Origin of the sequence: Kitasatospora sp. NPDC093679 (assembly GCF_040683455.1) — a bacterium.
Lineage (GTDB): Bacteria > Actinomycetota > Actinomycetes > Streptomycetales > Streptomycetaceae > Kitasatospora > Kitasatospora arboriphila.
In genome coordinates this window covers 1-16,938 of record NZ_JBFBDW010000077.1, presented here as the reverse complement: position 1 = coordinate 16,938, position 16,938 = coordinate 1, and the positions used below count along the sequence as shown (strand labels likewise).

Sequence of the window (16,938 nt, the reverse complement as noted above, 5' to 3'; positions counted from 1 at the left end):
AGCCGTGGACGCCGCCACCCCCCGCAGGGCCGGGCTCACCCGCGAGAAGGTGCTGAACGCGGCACTGGACCTCGCCGACCGCGACGGCGTCGAGAAGCTCTCCATGCGCAGGCTGGGCGCCGAACTCGGCGTCGAGGCGATGACGCTCTACCACTACGTGCCCAACAAGGCCGCCCTGCTGGACGGGCTGGTCGAACGGGTCGTCACCGCCGTCCGCCCCGAGCTGGACGGGCCCGCCGACGCCTGGCCCGAGCGCCTGCGGGACTTCGCCGCCGCGTTCCGTGCCGAACTGCTCCGCCACCCCGGGGTGATCGTGCTGGTCGCCACCCGCCCCGCGCGCTCCGCGGAGGCCCTGCGGATCGTCGAGGACACCGCGGCCTTCCTCGGCCGGGCCGGCATCGCCCCCGTCGACGCCCTGCGGATCGTCAACTCCGTCGCCACCCTGGTGATCGGCCAGTGCCTCGCCGAGGCCGCCACCACCCCGGGCCACCCGGACGAGCCGACCGACGCCGACCTCACCGCCCTTCCCGTCCTCGCCGCCGCGGTGGCCGGCGGCCTCGGCACCCCGGAGGACCACCGCGCCCGCTTCGACCTCGCCCTGGACGCCCTGCTCGCCGGCCTCCGCCGCTGACCCCTCCCGGCCGGGCCCGGCCGGGCCCGGCGGGCGCCGCGCCGTGCGGCAGCCGGGCGGTCTGCGCCGCTCCCCGGTGGGGGAACCGCGGCCCCCGCCGGTCCGGTCCGACACTGGGCAGGTCCGCACACCGACAGCCCGACCGGGAGACCGGCGGGCACGTCCCAGGGAGCAGGTGCCAGGAGCCGGGAGGACGGGGCGGCCGCCGGCGGGGACACACCCTCCGAGGACGTGGACGCGCGCACCGAGCAGCTCAAGGAGCGCATCTACGCCACCATCACCATGGTCGCCGTGGTGGTCGGCCTCTCCGCCGTCGACGACCTGACGACCTGGAAGGCGGCCCTCGCCGTCTGCGCGACGGCCGTCGGGCTCTGGCTCGCCACCCTCGTCGCCGACGAACAGGCCCCCCGGATCGTCCACCGCCGCCTCGCCTCCGGACGCGACCTGCGGAGGATGCTCTTCGTCAGCAGCCCGCTGCTGCTCTCCGCCGTCGGCCCGCTGCTGCTGATCGGCGCCTCGGCGATCGGCCTGATGGGCCTGCACACGGCCCTGCTCGCCTCCGTCGCGGTCAGCGTGGCGTCGCTGTTCGCGTGGGGCTGCGTCGGCGGTCTGCGGATGGGCAGCAGCCTCCTCGCGGCCGTCGTCGCCGGCGCGGCTTCAGTGGCCGGCGAGTTTGACGAGGACCACGGCGAGGCCGATGACGGCGTCGATCGCGCCGGCGACGACGGCCGCGAGGAGGCTGCTGCCCATCCGCAGACCGCCGACGCAGCCCCACGCGAACAGCGACGCCACGCTGACCGCGACGGAGGCGAGCAGGGCCGTGTGCAGGCCCATCAGGCCGATCGCCGAGGCGCCGATCAGCAGCAGCGGGCCGACGGCGGAGAGCAGCAGCGGGCTGCTGACGAAGAGCATCCTCCGCAGGTCGCGTCCGGAGGCGAGGCGGCGGTGGACGATCCGGTGGGCCTGTTCGTCGGCGACGAGGGTGGCGAGCCAGAGCCCGACGGCCGTCGCGCAGACGGCGAGGGCCGCCTTCCAGGTCGTGAGGTCGTCGACGGCGGAGAGGCCGACCACCACGGCGACCATGGTGATGGTGGCGTAGATGCGCTCCTTGAGCTGCTCGGTGCGCGCGTCCACGTGCTCGGAGGGTGTGTCCCCGCCGGCGGCCGCCCCGTCCTCCCGGCTCATGGCACCTGCTCCCTGGGACGTGCCCGCCGGTCTCCCGGTCGGGCTGTCGGTGTGCGGACCTGCCCAGTGTCGGACCGGACCGGCGGGGGCCGCGGTTCCCCCACCGGGGAGCGGCGCAGACCGCCCGGCTGCCGCACGGCGCGGCGCCCGCCGGGCCCGGCCGGGCCCGGCCGGGAGGGGTCAGCGGCGGAGGCCGGCGAGCAGGGCGTCCAGGGCGAGGTCGAAGCGGGCGCGGTGGTCCTCCGGGGTGCCGAGGCCGCCGGCCACCGCGGCGGCGAGGACGGGAAGGGCGGTGAGGTCGGCGTCGGTCGGCTCGTCCGGGTGGCCCGGGGTGGTGGCGGCCTCGGCGAGGCACTGGCCGATCACCAGGGTGGCGACGGAGTTGACGATCCGCAGGGCGTCGACGGGGGCGATGCCGGCCCGGCCGAGGAAGGCCGCGGTGTCCTCGACGATCCGCAGGGCCTCCGCGGAGCGCGCGGGGCGGGTGGCGACCAGCACGATCACCCCGGGGTGGCGGAGCAGTTCGGCACGGAACGCGGCGGCGAAGTCCCGCAGGCGCTCGGGCCAGGCGTCGGCGGGCCCGTCCAGCTCGGGGCGGACGGCGGTGACGACCCGTTCGACCAGCCCGTCCAGCAGGGCGGCCTTGTTGGGCACGTAGTGGTAGAGCGTCATCGCCTCGACGCCGAGTTCGGCGCCCAGCCTGCGCATGGAGAGCTTCTCGACGCCGTCGCGGTCGGCGAGGTCCAGTGCCGCGTTCAGCACCTTCTCGCGGGTGAGCCCGGCCCTGCGGGGGGTGGCGGCGTCCACGGCTGTCTCCGTTCGCGAGCGGGTCGCTTGACTTTCTTACGGCGTAAGGCGAGAGTAGCGCACATCGCAGTCTTACACCGTAAGGGGGATTCGGGCCATGTCCGTGGACCGGAACAAGCAGCTCGTGACCGACTTCGTCACCGCCCTCAACGAGGCCCGGACGGCCGACCTCGGCGACTACCTGGCCGCCGACGTGGTCGACCACAACAAGATCATTCACGGTGAGCCGGACGAGCCCGGTGCGGCCTTCGCCGCCATCGGGATGCAGCTGACCGCCCTGAAGCCCTACCGCGCCCGCATCGACGAACTGATCGCCGAGGGCGACCGGGTGGTCGCCCGGATCACCCAGTCCGGCGTCAGCTCCGGCACCCACCCCCGGATGCCCGTCCCCACCGGCCGGGCCTTCGAGAACGAGGCGATCTTCGTCTTCACCGTCGTGGACGGCCGGATCACCGAGATCCGCGGCGTCTCCGACCGGCTCGGCCTCTTCCTCCAGCTCGGCTGGGACTGGCCGACGGCGGACTGACCCCCGCACGGGCCCGAAGTCCCGACGCCCCGGGGCCGTCCGGCCCGGCGGTCGGCCCCTGCCGGCCCTGTGCCCAGCGCCCCCGGGGGTGCTGGCATGGAAGTGACGGGGGCCGCCGAACGGGCGGGCCGCGCAGGAGGAGGACCGCGCGGCAGGAGCCGATCGGGGAGAAGAGGGTGAGAGCCATGCGTGCGGTCATCGTGTACGAGAGCGTCTACGGCAACACGCGCGAGGTGGCCGAGGCCGTGGCGGACGGCGTCCACACGGCACAGCCGGAGGCGGTCGTGCGGTGCCTGCCGGCTGCCGAGGCCGGACCGGAGGTCACCCGGTCGGCCGACCTGCTCGTGGTCGGCGGCCCCACCCACATGCACGGCATGACCTCCGCGCTGAGCCGCCGGATGGCGGTCGCCGCGGAGAAGAAGAAGGACCCGGACGGCGCCGCGGAGCGGACCGCCGCGGCCGGGGGGAACGGCCCCGGCCTGCGCGGCTGGTTCCACTCGCTGCCCGAGGGCGGACCGGGCGTGCGCGCCGCCGCCTTCGACACCCGCGCCGACATCAAGGCGAGCGGCGGGGCCGCGCACGGCATCGCCCGCCGGCTGTCGCACCACCACTACGACCTCGTCGCCCGGCCCGAGGGCTTCGTCGTCGAGGACTCCGAAGGGCCGATGCGCACCGGCGAACTCGAGCGGGCCAAGGCCTGGGGCGCGACGCTGATCTGACGCCCCGAGGTCCGGAACGCACCGACCGGCGGCCCCGGGAACGGGACCGCCGGTCGAGGTGCGGGTCTGCGCGGCTCCGGACGCCGCGGTGCTCAGCCGACGTGCACGCGCGGGCGCCGTGAGCGGTCGGCCTCCGCCTCGCGGAGCACCTCGCGGGTGACCGGGGCGACCTCGCCCTGGCCGAACAGGAAGAACCGCAGGAACTGGGCGAACGGATTGCCCTCCGTCCACTCGAAGTAGATGTGCGGCTGCTGCCCGGTGGTGTCCCGGACGTGCAGCAGCAGCGCCGCCAGGGCGTTCGGGATGGAGGAGTGCTCCAGGGTGAGGATGCGGTACCGGTCGTGCAGCACCTCGCCGCGCACCCGCAGTTCGGCCTCGAAGTCGGACGGGTCCCGGACGGTGACCTCGACGAACAGCAGGTCGTCCTCGGGGGCGATGCCGTTGTCGGCCCGGATCTGGGAGGTCTTGTCGCGGTACTCGGCGAGGTCCCGGTTGCTCGGCTCGTTGGCGATCAGCCGGATGTCCCGGTGCGCGCAGTCGCGGACGAACCGCTCCGCGATCGGATCCAGCACGACGTCGGTGACCCGCAGTTCGAAGGCGCGGGCGAGCCGGGAGGCCAGCGAGATGAGGATGATGCCGGCGATGAAGCAGGCACCGATCTTCACACCGTCCGGGCGCTCGGCGATGTTGAGGGCCGTGGTGTAGAGGAAGACCGCGGCGATCACCGCGAAGCCGATCGTCCAGCCCCGCTGGCGGGCCCGGCGGGCGGCGATGGTCACCGCGATCGCCGCCGAGCTGATCAGTACGAGGACGCCGGTCGCGTACGCGCCGCCCTGCGCGTCCACGTCCGCGTCGAAGATCCAGGTGACCAGGAAGGCAACCGCGGTCAGCACCAGCACGGTCGGGCGGACGGCCCGCGCCCAGTGCGGCGCCATGCCGTAGCGCGGCAGGTAGCGGGGCAGCAGGTTGAGCAGGCCCGCCATCGCGGAGGCCCCGGCGAACCAGAGGATGGCGATGGTGGAGACGTCGTAGACGGTGCCGAACGCGCTGCCCAGGTACTCGTGGGCGAGGTAGGCCAGGGCACGGCCGTTGGCCTCGCCGCCGGGGCGGAACTGGTCCGCCGGGATCAGCAGGGTGGTGATGAAGCTGGTGGTGATCAGGAAGACGCTCATGATCACGGCGGCGGTGGTGAGCAGCTTGTGGGTGCCACGGGTGCGCCCGGTCGGCCGCGCCTCCGTGTCGCCGGGGTCGCCCTTGATGTGCGGCATCACGGCGACACCGGTCTCGAAGCCGGACAGGCCCAGGGCGAGCTTGGGGAAGACGATCAGCGAGACGCCGACCATCGCGACCACGTTGCCGTGCTCGGCCGTCAGCGCGTGCGACCAGTCGGCGACCACGTGCGGGGCGGTGGCCACGTGCCACAGGCCGGTCACCACCACGACGACGTTCAGCGCCAGGTAGATGCCGACCAGGCCCACGGCCAGGCCGATCGCCTCGCTGAAGCCCTTGAGGAAGACGGCACCGAGCAGCGCGATCAGGAAGAGCGTGATCAGCACCTGGCGGCCGTGCAGCGCGCTCGTCAGGTGCGGGTTCTCCACCAGGTGCGCCGTGGCGTCGGCGGCGGAGAGGGTGATGGTGATGAGGAAGTCCGTGGCGGCGAAGCCCAGCAGGACGAGGACGAAGAGCTTGCCCTGCCAGAAGCTCAGCAGCCGCTCCAGCATGGCGATCGAGCCCTCGCCGTGCGGGCTCTCCTTCGCCACCCGGCGGTAGACCGGCAGCGCCCCGCACAGGGTCACCACGACCAGCACGATGGTCGCCACCGGCGAGAGCAGGCCGGCCGCCAGGGCGGCGATGCCGGGCTGGTAGCCGAGGGTCGAGAAGTAGTCCAGACCGGTCAGGCACATGACGCGCCACCAGCGCTGGCCGTGCTCCTCGGGCGCCTCGGCGTGCGGGCCGGGGTGCTGCTTCGCCCGGTCCGACAGCCCCTCCAGCAGCCACGCCCGCAGCCGGCTCGGTGCCGCGGGTGGAGGGGGGACCGGCGGGGAAGTTGTGGACACGGCAGACTCCGTCGAGGGCGCAAACGATCAAGCCGCCCGGTGGGCGGCCTCGCCAGAGTAGACAGCCGATTCATGGGCCTCTTTCGCCATCACGTACACATCGGCGCCCCCTCCTGGCACTACCGGTTGTGTCGGCCAACGGTTCGAGGACACTCGACGGTCGGACGGCCGGCGTCTGCCGGAGGGCGGCCGAAGCGCCTTCCACCGTCCGCCCGGAAGACGAAACCGCACGTCACCGCAGGTCCGGACGGCACCGGACGGCCCACCCGGACGCCCGGGCGGACACCGTCGGCCGGCTTGTCCGACCACGCCGGGGCACTCGCCGACGCCGGGACGGCACGGACGGCCGTCCCGGGGCCCGCAGCGGCGGGCGGTCGAATCTTGACGGATCTTTAACGCCCCTGCGGGCGCCCTCCCACCCTCCAGGACGACACCCCGGCGTCCTCGCACCCGATCACCGTCGTCGGGGACGAACCGGACGATCGGCGGGCCCTCGCGCCCGGCAAACGCCGCTGCCACAGCCTGCTCCGCCGGACCGGCGCGTCGCGCCCGCATCCCCGCCTCCTCGCCCCGCGGAGGCGCCCGTCACGCCGGGTAGCCGATCTCCGGCGGCTCCTGCCCCGGCTCCTCCGGGTCCGCCTCCCCCTCCGCAGGGCCGACCGTGCCGTCCCGTGGCACCGGTTCCCCACGGTCAGGCTCGGCGGGCGTACGACGTGAGGCGGTCGGCGAGTGCGGCGACGAGGTCGCGGAGTTCGTCGGGGCGCTCGATGACGAACGGCCGGTCGAGTGAGGCGAGTACCGGCGGCAACCAGTCGAGCCGCTCCACCCTCATCTCGACGCGCAGCCAGCGCTCGGTCGCCCGGTCCTCGCCGGCCGCGGACTCGTGCTCCTCCAGGCTCGCGAGACCGGCCGGAAGTCGGGCGCGGATCTGCTCGACCGTCCCGTGGATCCGCACGGTCACCTGATACCGGTACTCGGCCGCGGCGAACCCCGACAGCACGCGCTGTGCCGGACCGGGGCCCACGGGCGCTTCGAACGAGCCGGGCAGGGTCCGCGCGTCCGCGATGCGATCGAGCCGGAAGGTCCGCTCCTCGCCGATCCGGGCGTCCTCGCCCGTGACGTACCACCGGCCCCCGTGGGCGACGATTCCGTACGCGTGCAGCGTGCGCTCGCTACGCCGTCCGTCACGGTCGGTGTAGCGGATCGAGACCGGTCGGTGGTGGCGCACCGCATCGGCGATCGTGAGCAGCACCCCGGAGTCCGGAGTGTCGAACTCGGCGGGCCGATCGGTGAAGGCGAGGGATTCCAGCAGTGTGTCGAGCCGGCGGGCGACGTGCTTGGGCAGCACCCGCCGGATCTTGGCCGATGCCGTCTCGCTCGCCGTCTGCTGCGTCGTCGTCAATCCTGCTCGGCGGTCGGCGACCAGGCCGAGCAGCACGGCCAGCGCCTCGTCGTCGCTGAGCATGAGCGGGGGCAGGCGGTACCCGGGGCCGAGCCGGTAGCCGCCGTACCGGCCGCGCACCGATTCCACCGGCACGTCGAGGTCGATCAGCTGGTCCACGTACCGGCGAACGGTGCGCCCTTCGACGCCGAGCCGATCGGCGAGTTCGGCCACCGTCCGGGTGCCGCCCGACTGCAGCAGCTCCAGGAGTGTCAGTACGCGGCCGGTGGGTCGAGGCATGTTCGGCAGCCTAATGCGAATACAGGACCGATTCTGTCCACTATTTCTCCTAGCCTGCGACCTGCACGTGTCAGGCACGACCAAGGAGATTCCCATGGACTTCGTCTCGATCCGCATCATCACCGGTGACGTGGCACGCCTCGTCGACTTCTACGAGCGGGCCACCGGGACACGGGCGACGTGGGCCACCGAGGACTTCGCCGAACTCAGGACCGCGGGCGCCACCCTCGCGATCGCCGGCACCCGCACCGTCCCGCTGTTCGCCCCGGGCTCCGCCCGCCCTGCGGACAACCACAGCGTGATCACCGAGTTCCTCGTCGACGACGTGGACCGCGTCCACCGGGACCTGAGCGACTTCGTCACCGACTTCGTCGCCGAGCCCACCACGATGCCGTGGGGCAACCGGTCCCTGCTGTTCCGCGACCCCGACGGCAACCTCGTCAACTTCTTCACCCCCGTCACCCCGGCGGCCGTCGCGAAGTTCGCACGCTGACCCCACACACCGCCGCCCACGCCTGACGGCCGCGCTGGGCGGTGATCCGGCCTGCTGCCTCCGCGGCAAGCGAGTGGACCCTCCGGCCGGCCTCGGGCAGGCGGGGCCGGCCGATGCGGGTCCGTGCGACGACGTTCACGGGTGATCAGGACGACCTGGTCACCGACCGTCGACCGCCCGGTAGGTGCAGACGTTGACGCCGGTGCCGCTGGTGACGGTGGAGACCAGTTCGAGGGTGCGCTTGGCGCCGTCGGCCGGGAAGATCGACTTGCCGCCGCCGAGGAGCACCGGCATGACCATGAGCTTGAGCTCGTCGACCAGGCCCTCCGCGATCAGCGTGCGGGCGAGGGTCGGGCTGCCCATGACCAGCAGGTCGCCGCCCTCGGCCTTGTGCAGGCCGGCGATCCGGGAGACGGCCTCGGCGGCGGGGAGCAGCGTGGTGTTCGCCCACGTCAGGTCGGAGTCGCCGAGGGTGCCGCTGACCACGTACTTGGGGATGGCGTTCATCCGGTCGGCGAACGGGTCGCCCGCGCGGTCGGGCCAGGCGGCGGCCATGGTCTGCCAGGTGCGGCGGCCGAAGAGCAGCGCGTCCGCGGTGCGCAGCGCCGCGTCGAAGGCGCCGCCCACCACCTCCGGGTCGAAGAAGGGGTGCGACCAGCCGCCGTGGGCGAAGCCGCCGTCGGTGTCCTCCTGGGGGCCGCCGGGCGCCTGCACGACGCCGTCCAGGCTGATGAACTCGCTGACCACGATGCGCACGGTGCTCGATCCTCCGGGTGGGTCGGGACTCGGCCGGGGAGCCCCCGACCGCTCCGGCATCATGGCACCCGGCACCGACAATACGGCGGACGTGGCCGCCCGTCAGGTCGTGGTGCTGCCCCGGCGGTTGGCCCTCCGGCCGGGCGTGCGACGGCTGGGCGGACGGCGGCTGGGCGGACGGCGGCCGGGTGCGTCAGCCGTACCAGGACGCCTCGGTCGGCCGGGACCGCCGGGGCACCTCCCGCTCGGCCATCGGGACCCGGACCTCGCCCGCGACCAGCGCGCAGCTCGGGATGCCGGTGAACACGCCGGGCAGGGCGATCCGGACCTCGACGTGCCGGGGCGGGCTGGTCGGCAGGACGGCGATCAGCGTGCGCTCCTCGGGATGGTGTCCGTGCACCCGCTCGAACGCGACCTCGCGCCCGTCCACCAGCACCTCCAGCTCCCGGACCCCGCCCAGGCGGACGCCCGCGGTCACCGAACAGCCGGCGTACTCGCAGTGGAAGTGGTACTCGCGGCCCATGTCCGCCTCCCGACGCTGCTGCGGGCGGTGTCGTGCCCGGTCACTCCATCCTGACACCGGGGCGGCGGGATCGGCAGGACGGGCGGCCCCGGGCGGGCAGGCGGCGGGCCCCGCTCCGGACGTCGGCGGGCGATGCTCCGGACGGCGGATCCCGCTCCCCCGGAGGGAGCAGTGGCCGTGACCGTTCGGCCGTCGCACCGTTGGCCGCGCGGAGCACCGTTCGGGCACACCACCGTTCAAGGAGAGACCCATGCGAAAGTACGTCCGGACCGTCGTCGTCGGCGCCCTGCTGGGCGCGAGCGCGCTGACCGCCGTGCCGGCGGGGGCGGCCGGGAACACCGCCTACCCGGAGCCCTCGAAGCAGGAGCACCTGTACGCGGTGCCGGTGGCGGGCATCACCGACGTCGGTGACCTCACCAAGCTGGCGCTGCTCGGCCACGACTTCGCCGGGCTGCTCGGCCACTGACGGGCCGGGGCTGCCGGAAGGGGGCGGCCGGGCGGGGAACCGCCGGGCTGTCCGGGCCGGCCGGGCTCACAGGTCGAGGACGACGTCCCGGTCGGGGCGGGCGCAGCAGATCAGCGCGTTGCCGGGGGCGGGGGCCTCGACCGGCTCGGGCCGGTGGACGACCGCGCCGTCGAGCAGGCGGGTCTCGCAGGTGCGGCAGACGCCGGTGCGGCAGGACCAGCGGACGGCGATGTCGCAGGCCTCGGCGAGTTCCAGCAGGGTGCCGTACTCGCTCTTCCACGGGACGGTGAGGCCGCTGCGGGTGAACGCCACGGCGGGGCCGTCGCCGGGGATGCCGGCGGGCGGGTGCGGGGCCGGGGTCCCGCCGGGGGGCGCGGCGATGCCGGGGGTGAGGCCGGCGGCGGTTCCGAACGGTTCGGTGCGGATCCGGTCGGGGGCGAGGCCCGCCGTGGTGAGCGCGGTGGTCAGGTCGGCCATGAACGCGGCCGGGCCGCAGAGGTAGGCGTCGGCGTCGGCGGGCAGGCCGAGGCCGGCGACGAGTTCCGGGCCGAGCCGGCCGTGGTCGGTGTAGTGGGTGCCCTGCCGGTCCTGGGGGCGGGGGCGGCTGTAGCAGATCCGGGTGTGCGAGCGGGGCAGCCGGGCCAGCAGGTGGCGGGCCTCGGCGGCGAACGGGTGCTCGGTGCCGTCGCGGGCGCCGTGCAGCCACCACACCGGCCGGGTCGGCGCAGTGGCGGCGAGGGCGTGCAGCATGGCGAGGACGGGGGTCACGCCGACGCCTGCGGAGGCGAGCACGACCGGGGTGCGGCCGGGGGCGAGGATGAAGGCGCCGCGGGGTGCGGCGGTCTGCAGGGTGTCGCCGGTCCGCAGGCTGCGGTGGAGCCAGGCGCTGGCCGTCCCGTGGGTCTCCCGTTTGACGCTGATCCGGTACCGCTGGGCGCCGGGCGGGCCGGAGAGCGAGTAGCTGCGCAGCAGGGCGGGCTGCCCGGGGTCGGGGGCGAGCCGGACGGTGAGGTACTGGCCGGGGGCGGCGGCGGGCAGCGGGGCGCCGTCGGGGTCGGCGAGCCAGATGGAGAGGGTGCTGCGGCTCTCGATGGCGGTGGCGGCGACGGTGAGCGGGCGGAAGCCGTCCCAGGCGGGCCGCGGGTCGGTGCCGTCGGGGTTGAGGCCGGGGTTGCCGGCGGCGCCGGATGCGTCGGGTGTGTCGGCCTGCCGGAGGAGGGCGCGGAAGGAGCCCTGCCAGCCGGGGCTGAGGGCGGGGATCCGCAGCGCCGCGGCGATCCGTTCGCGCGGCCGTTCCGGCAGGTAGAGCAGGCCGTCGGCCTCGGCGACGGTCATCCGTTCGGGCCCGTCGGCGATCTTGACGATCTCCTGTCCGGCCTCGACCTCGCCCTCGGTGAGGACGCGGAGGTAGAAGCCGGGTCGGCGGTGGGTGACCAGCAGGGCGGGCATCCGGGGCTCGTCCAGGCGCAGGCCGACCCGGTAGCAGGTGACCCGCGGCTGGGTGACCTCGAAGACGGCGCCGCCGATCCGGTAGCGGTCGCCGATGCAGACCTCGTCGTCGGGGAGGCCCTCCACGGTGAAGTTCTCGCCGAAGTGGCCGGGGGTGAGGTCGTCGCGGCCCAGGACCTGCTGCCAGTGCCGGTAGGAGTCGAGCTGGTAGACCATCACGGCGCGCATCTCGCCGCCGTGGCCGCCGAGGTCGCCCTGGCCGTCGCCGTCGAGGTTGAGCCGGCGGGCGGTGCGGGGGCCGGTGACGGGGTGTTTCCAGATGCCGGTGCGGACGGTGCGGCCCTGCCAGGTGACGTCCTTCGGCAGGCCGACGTTGACGGAGATCAGGTGGGCCACGGTGCTCCGTCCCTCGTCACGGCCGTTCGAAGAGTTGCAGGACGCCGCCGACGGAGAAGCAGAGCGCGCCGGTGATGGTGCCCCAGTTGGCGATGTCGGCGTTGACCAGGCTGCCGGTGGACGGCTTGGTGAAGGCGGCGAGCGCGGAGACCATGAACAGCACCGACCCGAGCTGGTTGACCGCCACGATCCACCAGCCGAGGTCGCGCGGCAGCACGCGCGGGCTGCCGTGGCAGACCTCGACGAACCCGAGGTGCCCGGAGACCAGGAACAGCACGCAGCCGATCACGTCGGGCGTCCAGATCAGCCGGTTGACCTGCTGGACGCTGAGGCCCTGCAGGAAGGAGTCCAGCAGGTTGACGGCGAAGACCAGGGTGCCGGCGAACAACACGAAGGCGCTCAGCCAGTCGACCCGCATCGGCTCGTAGCGCCACCACCGCCAGCGGCGGGTGACCAGGGCGCCTGCGCCTCCGGCGACGTGCCGCGGCGCGTTGATCACCTGGAGCAGGGTGACGTAACCGCCGGTGTTGAAGCACAGCCCGCCGACGAAGTAGATGACGGCGCTGGTGGTGGCGTCGCCGGAGCCGAACTGGGCGACGGAGGCACCGGCCGCGAAGAGCGCCCCGCCGAGCACGAAGGCGACGGAGGCGACGGTGTTCAGCCTGCGCAGCCGGGCGACGGAGACCTCGTCCGCCCGGGCGTGCCGGACGGCGCCGCCGCCGGGTACCCGGACGGCGAGCAGGCCGCGGCGCCGGGCGGGGCGCGACTCCCAGACTGCGGTGCCGCCTTCGGGGAGCGCCCAGGTGACCCTGGTGGTGAACGGTCCGGCGCCCTCGGCGCGCGGCGCGGCGGGCCCCGGCCGCTCCGGCCGCGCGGACGGCTCCGGCTGCTGGGGCTGCTCGGGCTGTTCCACGGGCCGAGCGTAGACCGGAGGGCAGGGCGTGCCGGCGGCGCAACGCCGGGGCGTCAGGGGGTGACGATCGCGAATCCGGGGTCGGGCGCGGAGAGGTACCCGAGCAGTTCGACGAGCACCGCCGGGTCGCCGTCGAGGGTGGCGCGGCCCTGCTCGGCGAGCCGCTCCAGGGATTCCGTGCCGAGCAGCACCGCGCGCAGGTCCGACTCGTCCAGGGTGAGGTCGAGCCGGGCGGGCGGGGCCGCCGGGCCGGGCCCGTTCACGTGGGTGAGGACGCCGTTGTGCAGCCGCACCGTCACGGGCGGACGGTCGACGCCGCCCAGCAGTGCCGGGGCGACGCCCACGCGGCCAGGATCCTGGCCGCGCTCACCGGGAACGGGCGGCAGCCCGACGAGGCGGCGGTCCGTCAGGTGCTGGAGCGGCTCGGCTACCCGCGGGACGCCGTCCAGGTCCGGCGGGAGGGCGGCGCCGCCGGGTTCTCGCTGTTCGTCCCCGGGGCCGGGCCGTGCATCAGCGGCCGGCTGGCCTCCCCGCCGAAGGTCGAGGTGCACGGCCCGTACGTGGAGGGCGGCTGCACCGAACCGAAGGGCGGGCACTGAGCGCCCGGAGCGCGGACACCGGGCCGCCGCGGGGCGGACGGCGGGCGGCGCCGGGCGTCACAGGGCGGCACTAGGCTGCACGGAGATCATCGGGCCTCAGGGGGAGGAACGGCATGGGCACCGACGGGGACGCGGCGCGGGTGCGCGACGCGCTGCTGGCGCTGCACGGGACGGACGGCGTGGAGCTGCTCGACGGCTTCACCGACGCGGAGATGGACGGCTGGCCCGTCCCCGTGCCGGAGGCCGTGCGGACGGTGCTCCGCGCGGTCGGCGGCGTCCGCGCGGACGACGAGGAGCACGAGTTCGGGCCGCGCAGGCTGCGGCCGTCCTCGTTCGCCGGCGGCCGCTGGGAGGTCGGCAGCCACCTCGCCACCGAGCACACGGTGTACGTCGCGGTCGGCGACCCGGACGCCCCCGACTGGGGGCCGGTGGTGGCGGTCCGCCCGTTCGACGACCCGGAGGCCGTGGTCGAGGCCGCCCGCTTCGCGGACTGGCTGCGGGCCCTCGCGGTGCGGCTCACCGACCCGGACGCCGACGGGCTGCTGCGCCGGGCGAGCGCAGCGGTCGACGCGGTGCCCAGCGTCGCCGCCGCCGAGGGTCCGGACGCCGCTCTCGCCGCCCTGGTCGGCCGCGGCGACCAGCTCGCCGACGTCGCGGACCTGCGCGACCTGCCCGCCCTCCCCTGCCGGATCGACTTCGAGCCGTACTACACCTACGCCCACAACACCGCCGACACCGGCAGCAGCGAGCTGCGGTTCGAGATGCTGGGCGGCGGCCGGGCGCTGCTGGTGCGCTCCGTGGTCAGCGGCGACTTCCTCGGCCGACCGGTGCGCCGCCACGCCGTGCCGGCCGACGCGGGCCGACGGGCGGTCGCCGAGCTGCGGGCCCTCGCCGCCGAACACCCGGCGTCCGTGGTGCTCGAACCGGGCTGCACCGACGCCGAGATGGACGGCTGGCCCGTCCCGGTGCCGCCGGAGGTGCGGACGGTGCTGCGCGCGATCGGCGGCGTCGCGGTGGCCGGGCTGCCGGTCCTGCGGCTGCGGCCCGGCGGCCCCGAGCACGAGGTCGACCCGGAGGTGCACCGGATGCTCGGCGGCGACGGCAGCTACTGGCCGATCGCCCGGGCGGCGTACGGGCGGCAGCACGCGATCGCCCAGGTCCGGATCGATCCCGGCACCGGGGAGTGGGGCTACGCCGTGTCGGTGACCGGCGACGCGGGGCTGCTGCGCGAGTACCCGGAGCTGACGCTGCTCGGCGAGTCGCTCGCGGACCTGCTGCTGACGGTGGCCCGGATCGCCCGCAGGGCCGCCGGGGCCCGGGACTTCGCCCGCGCCGCGGCCGCTGCCGCGCCCTGGTTCTTCCCCAACACCGGCGAGGCCTGGATCCTCCCGGAGCCGGTCGGCGAGTGGTCCGCGGAGGAGGACGCCCTGCGGGCGGCCGCCGCGGCCCTGCCGGAGGGCAGCTTCGCGGGCGACCTGCGGACCGCGCCGGCCCCCGGCGACCTCTGCTTCTACCGCGCCGACGACTGGCCGTACCGGGCCCGCCTCGACCGGCTGGTCTTCCTCGGCGCCGGCCGCATCGCCGCGGCCGTTCCGGAAGCGACGGCCTCCTGACGGAAGGCCGCCGACGAGCGGACGGTGGCACCTCTGACCACCGGTCACCACCGGTGCCGCGTCCGCCTGGTGGACGTGCCTTGCCCGGCGGGTGATCGGCTCGGCAGGATGACCGCCATGGCCTCCCACGCGTACCTGTGCCGTCGACTGCACGTCGACCTGGCGTACGCCTGCTCGGCGGCCTGTCACCGCGCCGCCTGACCGCGAGCCCCGCCCCGGAGACGGCTTCCGGGTCGCCCGCGGACGTTCCCCGGCGCGCCCGCCCGACCTCCGGGCCCACCGCCCCCGTGCTCCGCGCTGCCCTGCCGGGCCTGCGCGCCGTCCGGGCGGGCGTGCCGCAGCCCTGCACGCCCACCTCCTGGACGGAGCCCTCAGCCATGCGCCTCGCGCTGCCCGCCCGCGCCGCCGTGATCGCCGCGGCCACCCTGCTCGCCCTGACCGCGGCCGCACCCCCCGCCGACGGTGCCGCCGACGGTTTCGGGCCGCTGCCGCCGCACAACCCGTACGCGGGTCCCGAGGGCACCGCCACCATGCACGGGGACACCGGATCATCGGACGCCACCCCGCTGCCCGGCCCCGGCGCCGGGCCGCTCACCTCCCGCCGGGTCGCCCTCGCCTCGGCCTGCCCGACCGTGCTCGTCGGCTCCGACGGGTACCCGGTCGCCCTCTGCACGCCGATCCTCGGCCAGGTGCCGACCGTCCACCTGCTCGACCCCGCCACCGGCGACTCGATCGCCGAACTCACCGTCGCCAAGGGCTCACTGCTCGGCGGCGTGTACGCCTACCTGGACCAGCTGGACCGCCTGGTGCTGGTGGACGGCGAGCGTTCGCTGCTGCGGATCGGCCACCGGCGCACCGCCGCGGGCGGCCCGGAGCTGTACCTCGCGAGCTCACTCGCCCTGGCCGGCGCCGTCCCGGAGGGCGACTCGGTCACCGGGGTCTCCCCCGACTGGCAGGGCCGGGTCTGGTTCGCCACCGCCGGCGGGGTCGTCGGCACCGCGGACGACCGCACCGGCCGGGTCCGCAGCGTCTCCCTGCCGGCCGGCGAGCGGATCGCCAATTCGATCTCCACCGCGCCGGGCGGCACCGCCGTCGCCACCGACCACGCCACCTACCTGCTGACCGCCCACGCGGACGGCACCCCACGGATCTCCTGGCGGCAGCCGTACGACCGCGGGCCCGGCCGCAAGCCCGGCCAGCTCAGCCCGGGCACCGGCTCCACCCCGACCTTCTTCGGACCGGCGACCGGCACCGACTACCTCACCGTGGTGGACAACGCGGCCCCGACGGTGGACCTGCTGGTGTACCGCGCCTCGACCGGCGCCCCGGTCTGCTCCGTGCCGGTGCTGCGAGCGGGCGGCAGCGGCAGCGAGAACTCCCCCGTCGCCGCCGGGAACTCCGTCTTCGTCGCCTCCACCTACGGCTACCCCTACCCGAAGCTGCCGGAGGGGGCCGGTGCCTCGGTGCCCGCCTCGGGCGACTTCACCGGCGGGCTCTCCCGGGTGGACGTCCGGGCGGACGGCTCCGGCTGCGACCTGGTGTGGGACAACCGGACCCGGTCCGCCGCGGTGCCGCGGCTGTCGACCGCCGACGGGCTGATCCGCACCGTCCTGCGCCGGCCCGTGATCCCCTTCACCACCGCCACCTCGCTGCTCGACCCCTACTACTACGCCGAGATCGACCCGGCGACCGGCAGCACGGTCCGCACCCGGTACCTCGGCGCCGGCTTCCTCTACGACACCCTCCAGACGGTCGGCTCGATCGCCCCCGGCGGCGTCGTCTACCAGGGCACCGTCACCGGAGTCCTCCGCATCGCCAACGGCTGACCTCCCGCCGATCAGGGGCCGTCCGGACGTTCCGGGCGGCCCCTTCCGCATGTCACGGCGGGCCGGGCTGGCGTTGATGGCACAGAGTGTGTTCTATTAGGGGAACTGAGTTCCCTCCCTCTGTGGATCGTGTTCCGCCAACGGCTGCGGGACGGACTGGAGCACCCGAACCATGAGCAACTCCTTCGATCTGTTCCGCACGACCGAGGAGCACGACATGCTCCGTGACGCGGTGCGGTCGCTGGCCGAGGCGAAGATCGCCCCGTTCGCGGCCGAGGTCGACGAGCAGGGCCGTTTC

The 16,938-nt window shown here is 74.9% G+C and carries 18 protein-coding genes; 9 read left to right on the top strand and 9 right to left on the bottom strand.

The features are described 5' to 3' along the window. Nucleotides 1-4 precede the first annotated feature (4 nt). Complete coding sequence (locus AB0O09_RS36225) at nucleotides 5-631, top strand: TetR/AcrR family transcriptional regulator C-terminal domain-containing protein (RefSeq protein ID WP_363549445.1); 627 nt, start codon at nucleotides 5-7, stop codon at nucleotides 629-631. A 657-nt stretch (nucleotides 632-1,288) separates the two neighbouring features. Here the strand turns inward: AB0O09_RS36225 and AB0O09_RS36220 are convergent. Both AB0O09_RS36220 and AB0O09_RS36215 read right to left on the bottom strand, forming a co-directional pair. Then, nucleotides 1,289-1,816, bottom strand: coding sequence for a hypothetical protein (locus AB0O09_RS36220; RefSeq protein WP_363549448.1), 528 nt, complete (start codon nucleotides 1,814-1,816; stop codon nucleotides 1,289-1,291). Nucleotides 1,817-1,996: 180 nt separating this feature from the next. Next, nucleotides 1,997-2,623: a TetR/AcrR family transcriptional regulator C-terminal domain-containing protein gene (locus AB0O09_RS36215; protein WP_363549445.1), complete on the bottom strand. Its 627-nt coding sequence runs from the start codon at nucleotides 2,621-2,623 to the stop codon at nucleotides 1,997-1,999. A 97-nt stretch (nucleotides 2,624-2,720) separates the two neighbouring features. Between AB0O09_RS36215 and AB0O09_RS36210 the strand changes: the two genes are divergently transcribed. Together AB0O09_RS36210 and AB0O09_RS36205 are read left to right on the top strand one after the other, a co-directional pair. Further along, nucleotides 2,721-3,149 (top strand): ester cyclase, encoded by a 429-nt coding sequence (locus AB0O09_RS36210; protein WP_363549442.1) that lies wholly within the window; start codon nucleotides 2,721-2,723, stop codon nucleotides 3,147-3,149. Between the two features lie 185 nt (nucleotides 3,150-3,334). Beyond that, nucleotides 3,335-3,868, top strand: coding sequence for a flavodoxin domain-containing protein (locus tag AB0O09_RS36205; protein WP_363549439.1), 534 nt, complete (start codon nucleotides 3,335-3,337; stop codon nucleotides 3,866-3,868). Between the two features lie 92 nt (nucleotides 3,869-3,960). Here the strand turns inward: AB0O09_RS36205 and AB0O09_RS36200 are convergent, their stop codons facing one another. Next, complete coding sequence (locus AB0O09_RS36200; protein ID WP_363549436.1) at nucleotides 3,961-5,925, bottom strand: amino acid transporter; 1,965 nt, start codon at nucleotides 5,923-5,925, stop codon at nucleotides 3,961-3,963. Nucleotides 5,926-6,616: 691 nt separating this feature from the next. Continuing rightward, nucleotides 6,617-7,606, bottom strand: coding sequence for a YafY family protein (locus tag AB0O09_RS36195; protein ID WP_363549434.1), 990 nt, complete (start codon nucleotides 7,604-7,606; stop codon nucleotides 6,617-6,619). A 94-nt stretch (nucleotides 7,607-7,700) separates the two neighbouring features. Between AB0O09_RS36195 and AB0O09_RS36190 the strand changes: the two genes are divergently transcribed. After that, nucleotides 7,701-8,099: a VOC family protein gene (locus AB0O09_RS36190; protein WP_363549431.1), complete on the top strand. Its 399-nt coding sequence runs from the start codon at nucleotides 7,701-7,703 to the stop codon at nucleotides 8,097-8,099. 159 nt (nucleotides 8,100-8,258) lie between these two features. On the opposite strand, the gene AB0O09_RS36185 is transcribed toward AB0O09_RS36190, so the two are convergent. Beyond that, nucleotides 8,259-8,855: a dihydrofolate reductase family protein gene (locus AB0O09_RS36185; RefSeq protein WP_344628093.1), complete on the bottom strand. Its 597-nt coding sequence runs from the start codon at nucleotides 8,853-8,855 to the stop codon at nucleotides 8,259-8,261. A 193-nt stretch (nucleotides 8,856-9,048) separates the two neighbouring features. After that, complete coding sequence (locus AB0O09_RS36180) at nucleotides 9,049-9,378, bottom strand: hypothetical protein (protein WP_363549428.1); 330 nt, start codon at nucleotides 9,376-9,378, stop codon at nucleotides 9,049-9,051. Between the two features lie 250 nt (nucleotides 9,379-9,628). On the opposite strand from AB0O09_RS36180, the gene AB0O09_RS36175 reads away from it, so the two are divergent. Then, nucleotides 9,629-9,844 (top strand): hypothetical protein, encoded by a 216-nt coding sequence (locus AB0O09_RS36175; RefSeq protein ID WP_363549426.1) that lies wholly within the window; start codon nucleotides 9,629-9,631, stop codon nucleotides 9,842-9,844. 66 nt (nucleotides 9,845-9,910) lie between these two features. On the opposite strand, the gene AB0O09_RS36170 is transcribed toward AB0O09_RS36175, so the two are convergent. Genes AB0O09_RS36170 through AB0O09_RS36160 form a run of 3 tightly spaced genes read right to left on the bottom strand, consistent with a single transcriptional unit; the run spans nucleotide 9,911 to nucleotide 12,901 of the window. Further along, nucleotides 9,911-11,689, bottom strand: a complete 1,779-nt coding sequence (locus tag AB0O09_RS36170; RefSeq protein WP_363549423.1) for an MOSC and FAD-binding oxidoreductase domain-containing protein — start codon at nucleotides 11,687-11,689, stop codon at nucleotides 9,911-9,913. Between the two features lie 16 nt (nucleotides 11,690-11,705). Beyond that, the gene (locus tag AB0O09_RS36165; protein ID WP_363549420.1) at nucleotides 11,706-12,602 is read right to left on the bottom strand and encodes a hypothetical protein; all 897 of its coding nucleotides are present in this window, start codon (nucleotides 12,600-12,602) and stop codon (nucleotides 11,706-11,708) included. Between the two features lie 53 nt (nucleotides 12,603-12,655). Beyond that, a complete protein-coding gene (locus AB0O09_RS36160) occupies nucleotides 12,656-12,901 on the bottom strand; it encodes an alkyl sulfatase C-terminal domain-containing protein (RefSeq protein WP_363549418.1) in 246 nt (81 codons plus the stop codon). Here AB0O09_RS36160 and AB0O09_RS36155 point away from each other — a divergent pair. From AB0O09_RS36155 to AB0O09_RS36140, 4 genes are all read left to right on the top strand, one after another. After that, the gene (locus tag AB0O09_RS36155) at nucleotides 12,884-13,201 is read left to right on the top strand and encodes a hypothetical protein (protein ID WP_363549416.1); all 318 of its coding nucleotides are present in this window, start codon (nucleotides 12,884-12,886) and stop codon (nucleotides 13,199-13,201) included. The two genes, AB0O09_RS36160 and AB0O09_RS36155, sit on opposite strands and share 18 nt — an antisense overlap. Before the next feature lie 113 nt (nucleotides 13,202-13,314). Beyond that, nucleotides 13,315-14,814 (top strand): hypothetical protein, encoded by a 1,500-nt coding sequence (locus AB0O09_RS36150; protein ID WP_363549413.1) that lies wholly within the window; start codon nucleotides 13,315-13,317, stop codon nucleotides 14,812-14,814. A 377-nt stretch (nucleotides 14,815-15,191) separates the two neighbouring features. Continuing rightward, nucleotides 15,192-16,640 carry a hypothetical protein gene (locus tag AB0O09_RS36145; RefSeq protein ID WP_363549451.1) on the top strand — a complete coding sequence of 483 codons (1,449 nt, stop codon included), beginning with the start codon at nucleotides 15,192-15,194 and terminating at the stop codon, nucleotides 16,638-16,640. Nucleotides 16,641-16,812: 172 nt separating this feature from the next. After that, on the top strand, nucleotides 16,813-16,938 hold a 126-nt coding region (locus AB0O09_RS36140; RefSeq protein ID WP_363521149.1), incomplete at its 3' end, for an acyl-CoA dehydrogenase family protein.

Excerpts from the sequence above, each read along its gene's own strand:
- AB0O09_RS36175 (WP_363549426.1), top strand. The coding sequence starts at position 9,629 with ATGCGAAAGTACGTCCGGACCGTCGTCGTCGGCGCCCTGCTGGGCGCG.
- AB0O09_RS36190 (WP_363549431.1), top strand. The coding sequence starts at position 7,701 with ATGGACTTCGTCTCGATCCGCATCATCACCGGTGACGTGGCACGCCTC.
- AB0O09_RS36205 (WP_363549439.1), top strand. The coding sequence starts at position 3,335 with ATGCGTGCGGTCATCGTGTACGAGAGCGTCTACGGCAACACGCGCGAG.
- AB0O09_RS36150 (WP_363549413.1), top strand. The coding sequence starts at position 13,315 with ATGGGCACCGACGGGGACGCGGCGCGGGTGCGCGACGCGCTGCTGGCG.
- AB0O09_RS36180 (WP_363549428.1), bottom strand. The coding sequence starts at position 9,378 with ATGGGCCGCGAGTACCACTTCCACTGCGAGTACGCCGGCTGTTCGGTG.
- AB0O09_RS36210 (WP_363549442.1), top strand. The coding sequence starts at position 2,721 with ATGTCCGTGGACCGGAACAAGCAGCTCGTGACCGACTTCGTCACCGCC.
- AB0O09_RS36195 (WP_363549434.1), bottom strand. The coding sequence starts at position 7,606 with ATGCCTCGACCCACCGGCCGCGTACTGACACTCCTGGAGCTGCTGCAG.
- AB0O09_RS36145 (WP_363549451.1), top strand. The coding sequence starts at position 15,192 with ATGCGCCTCGCGCTGCCCGCCCGCGCCGCCGTGATCGCCGCGGCCACC.
- AB0O09_RS36220 (WP_363549448.1), bottom strand. The coding sequence starts at position 1,816 with ATGAGCCGGGAGGACGGGGCGGCCGCCGGCGGGGACACACCCTCCGAG.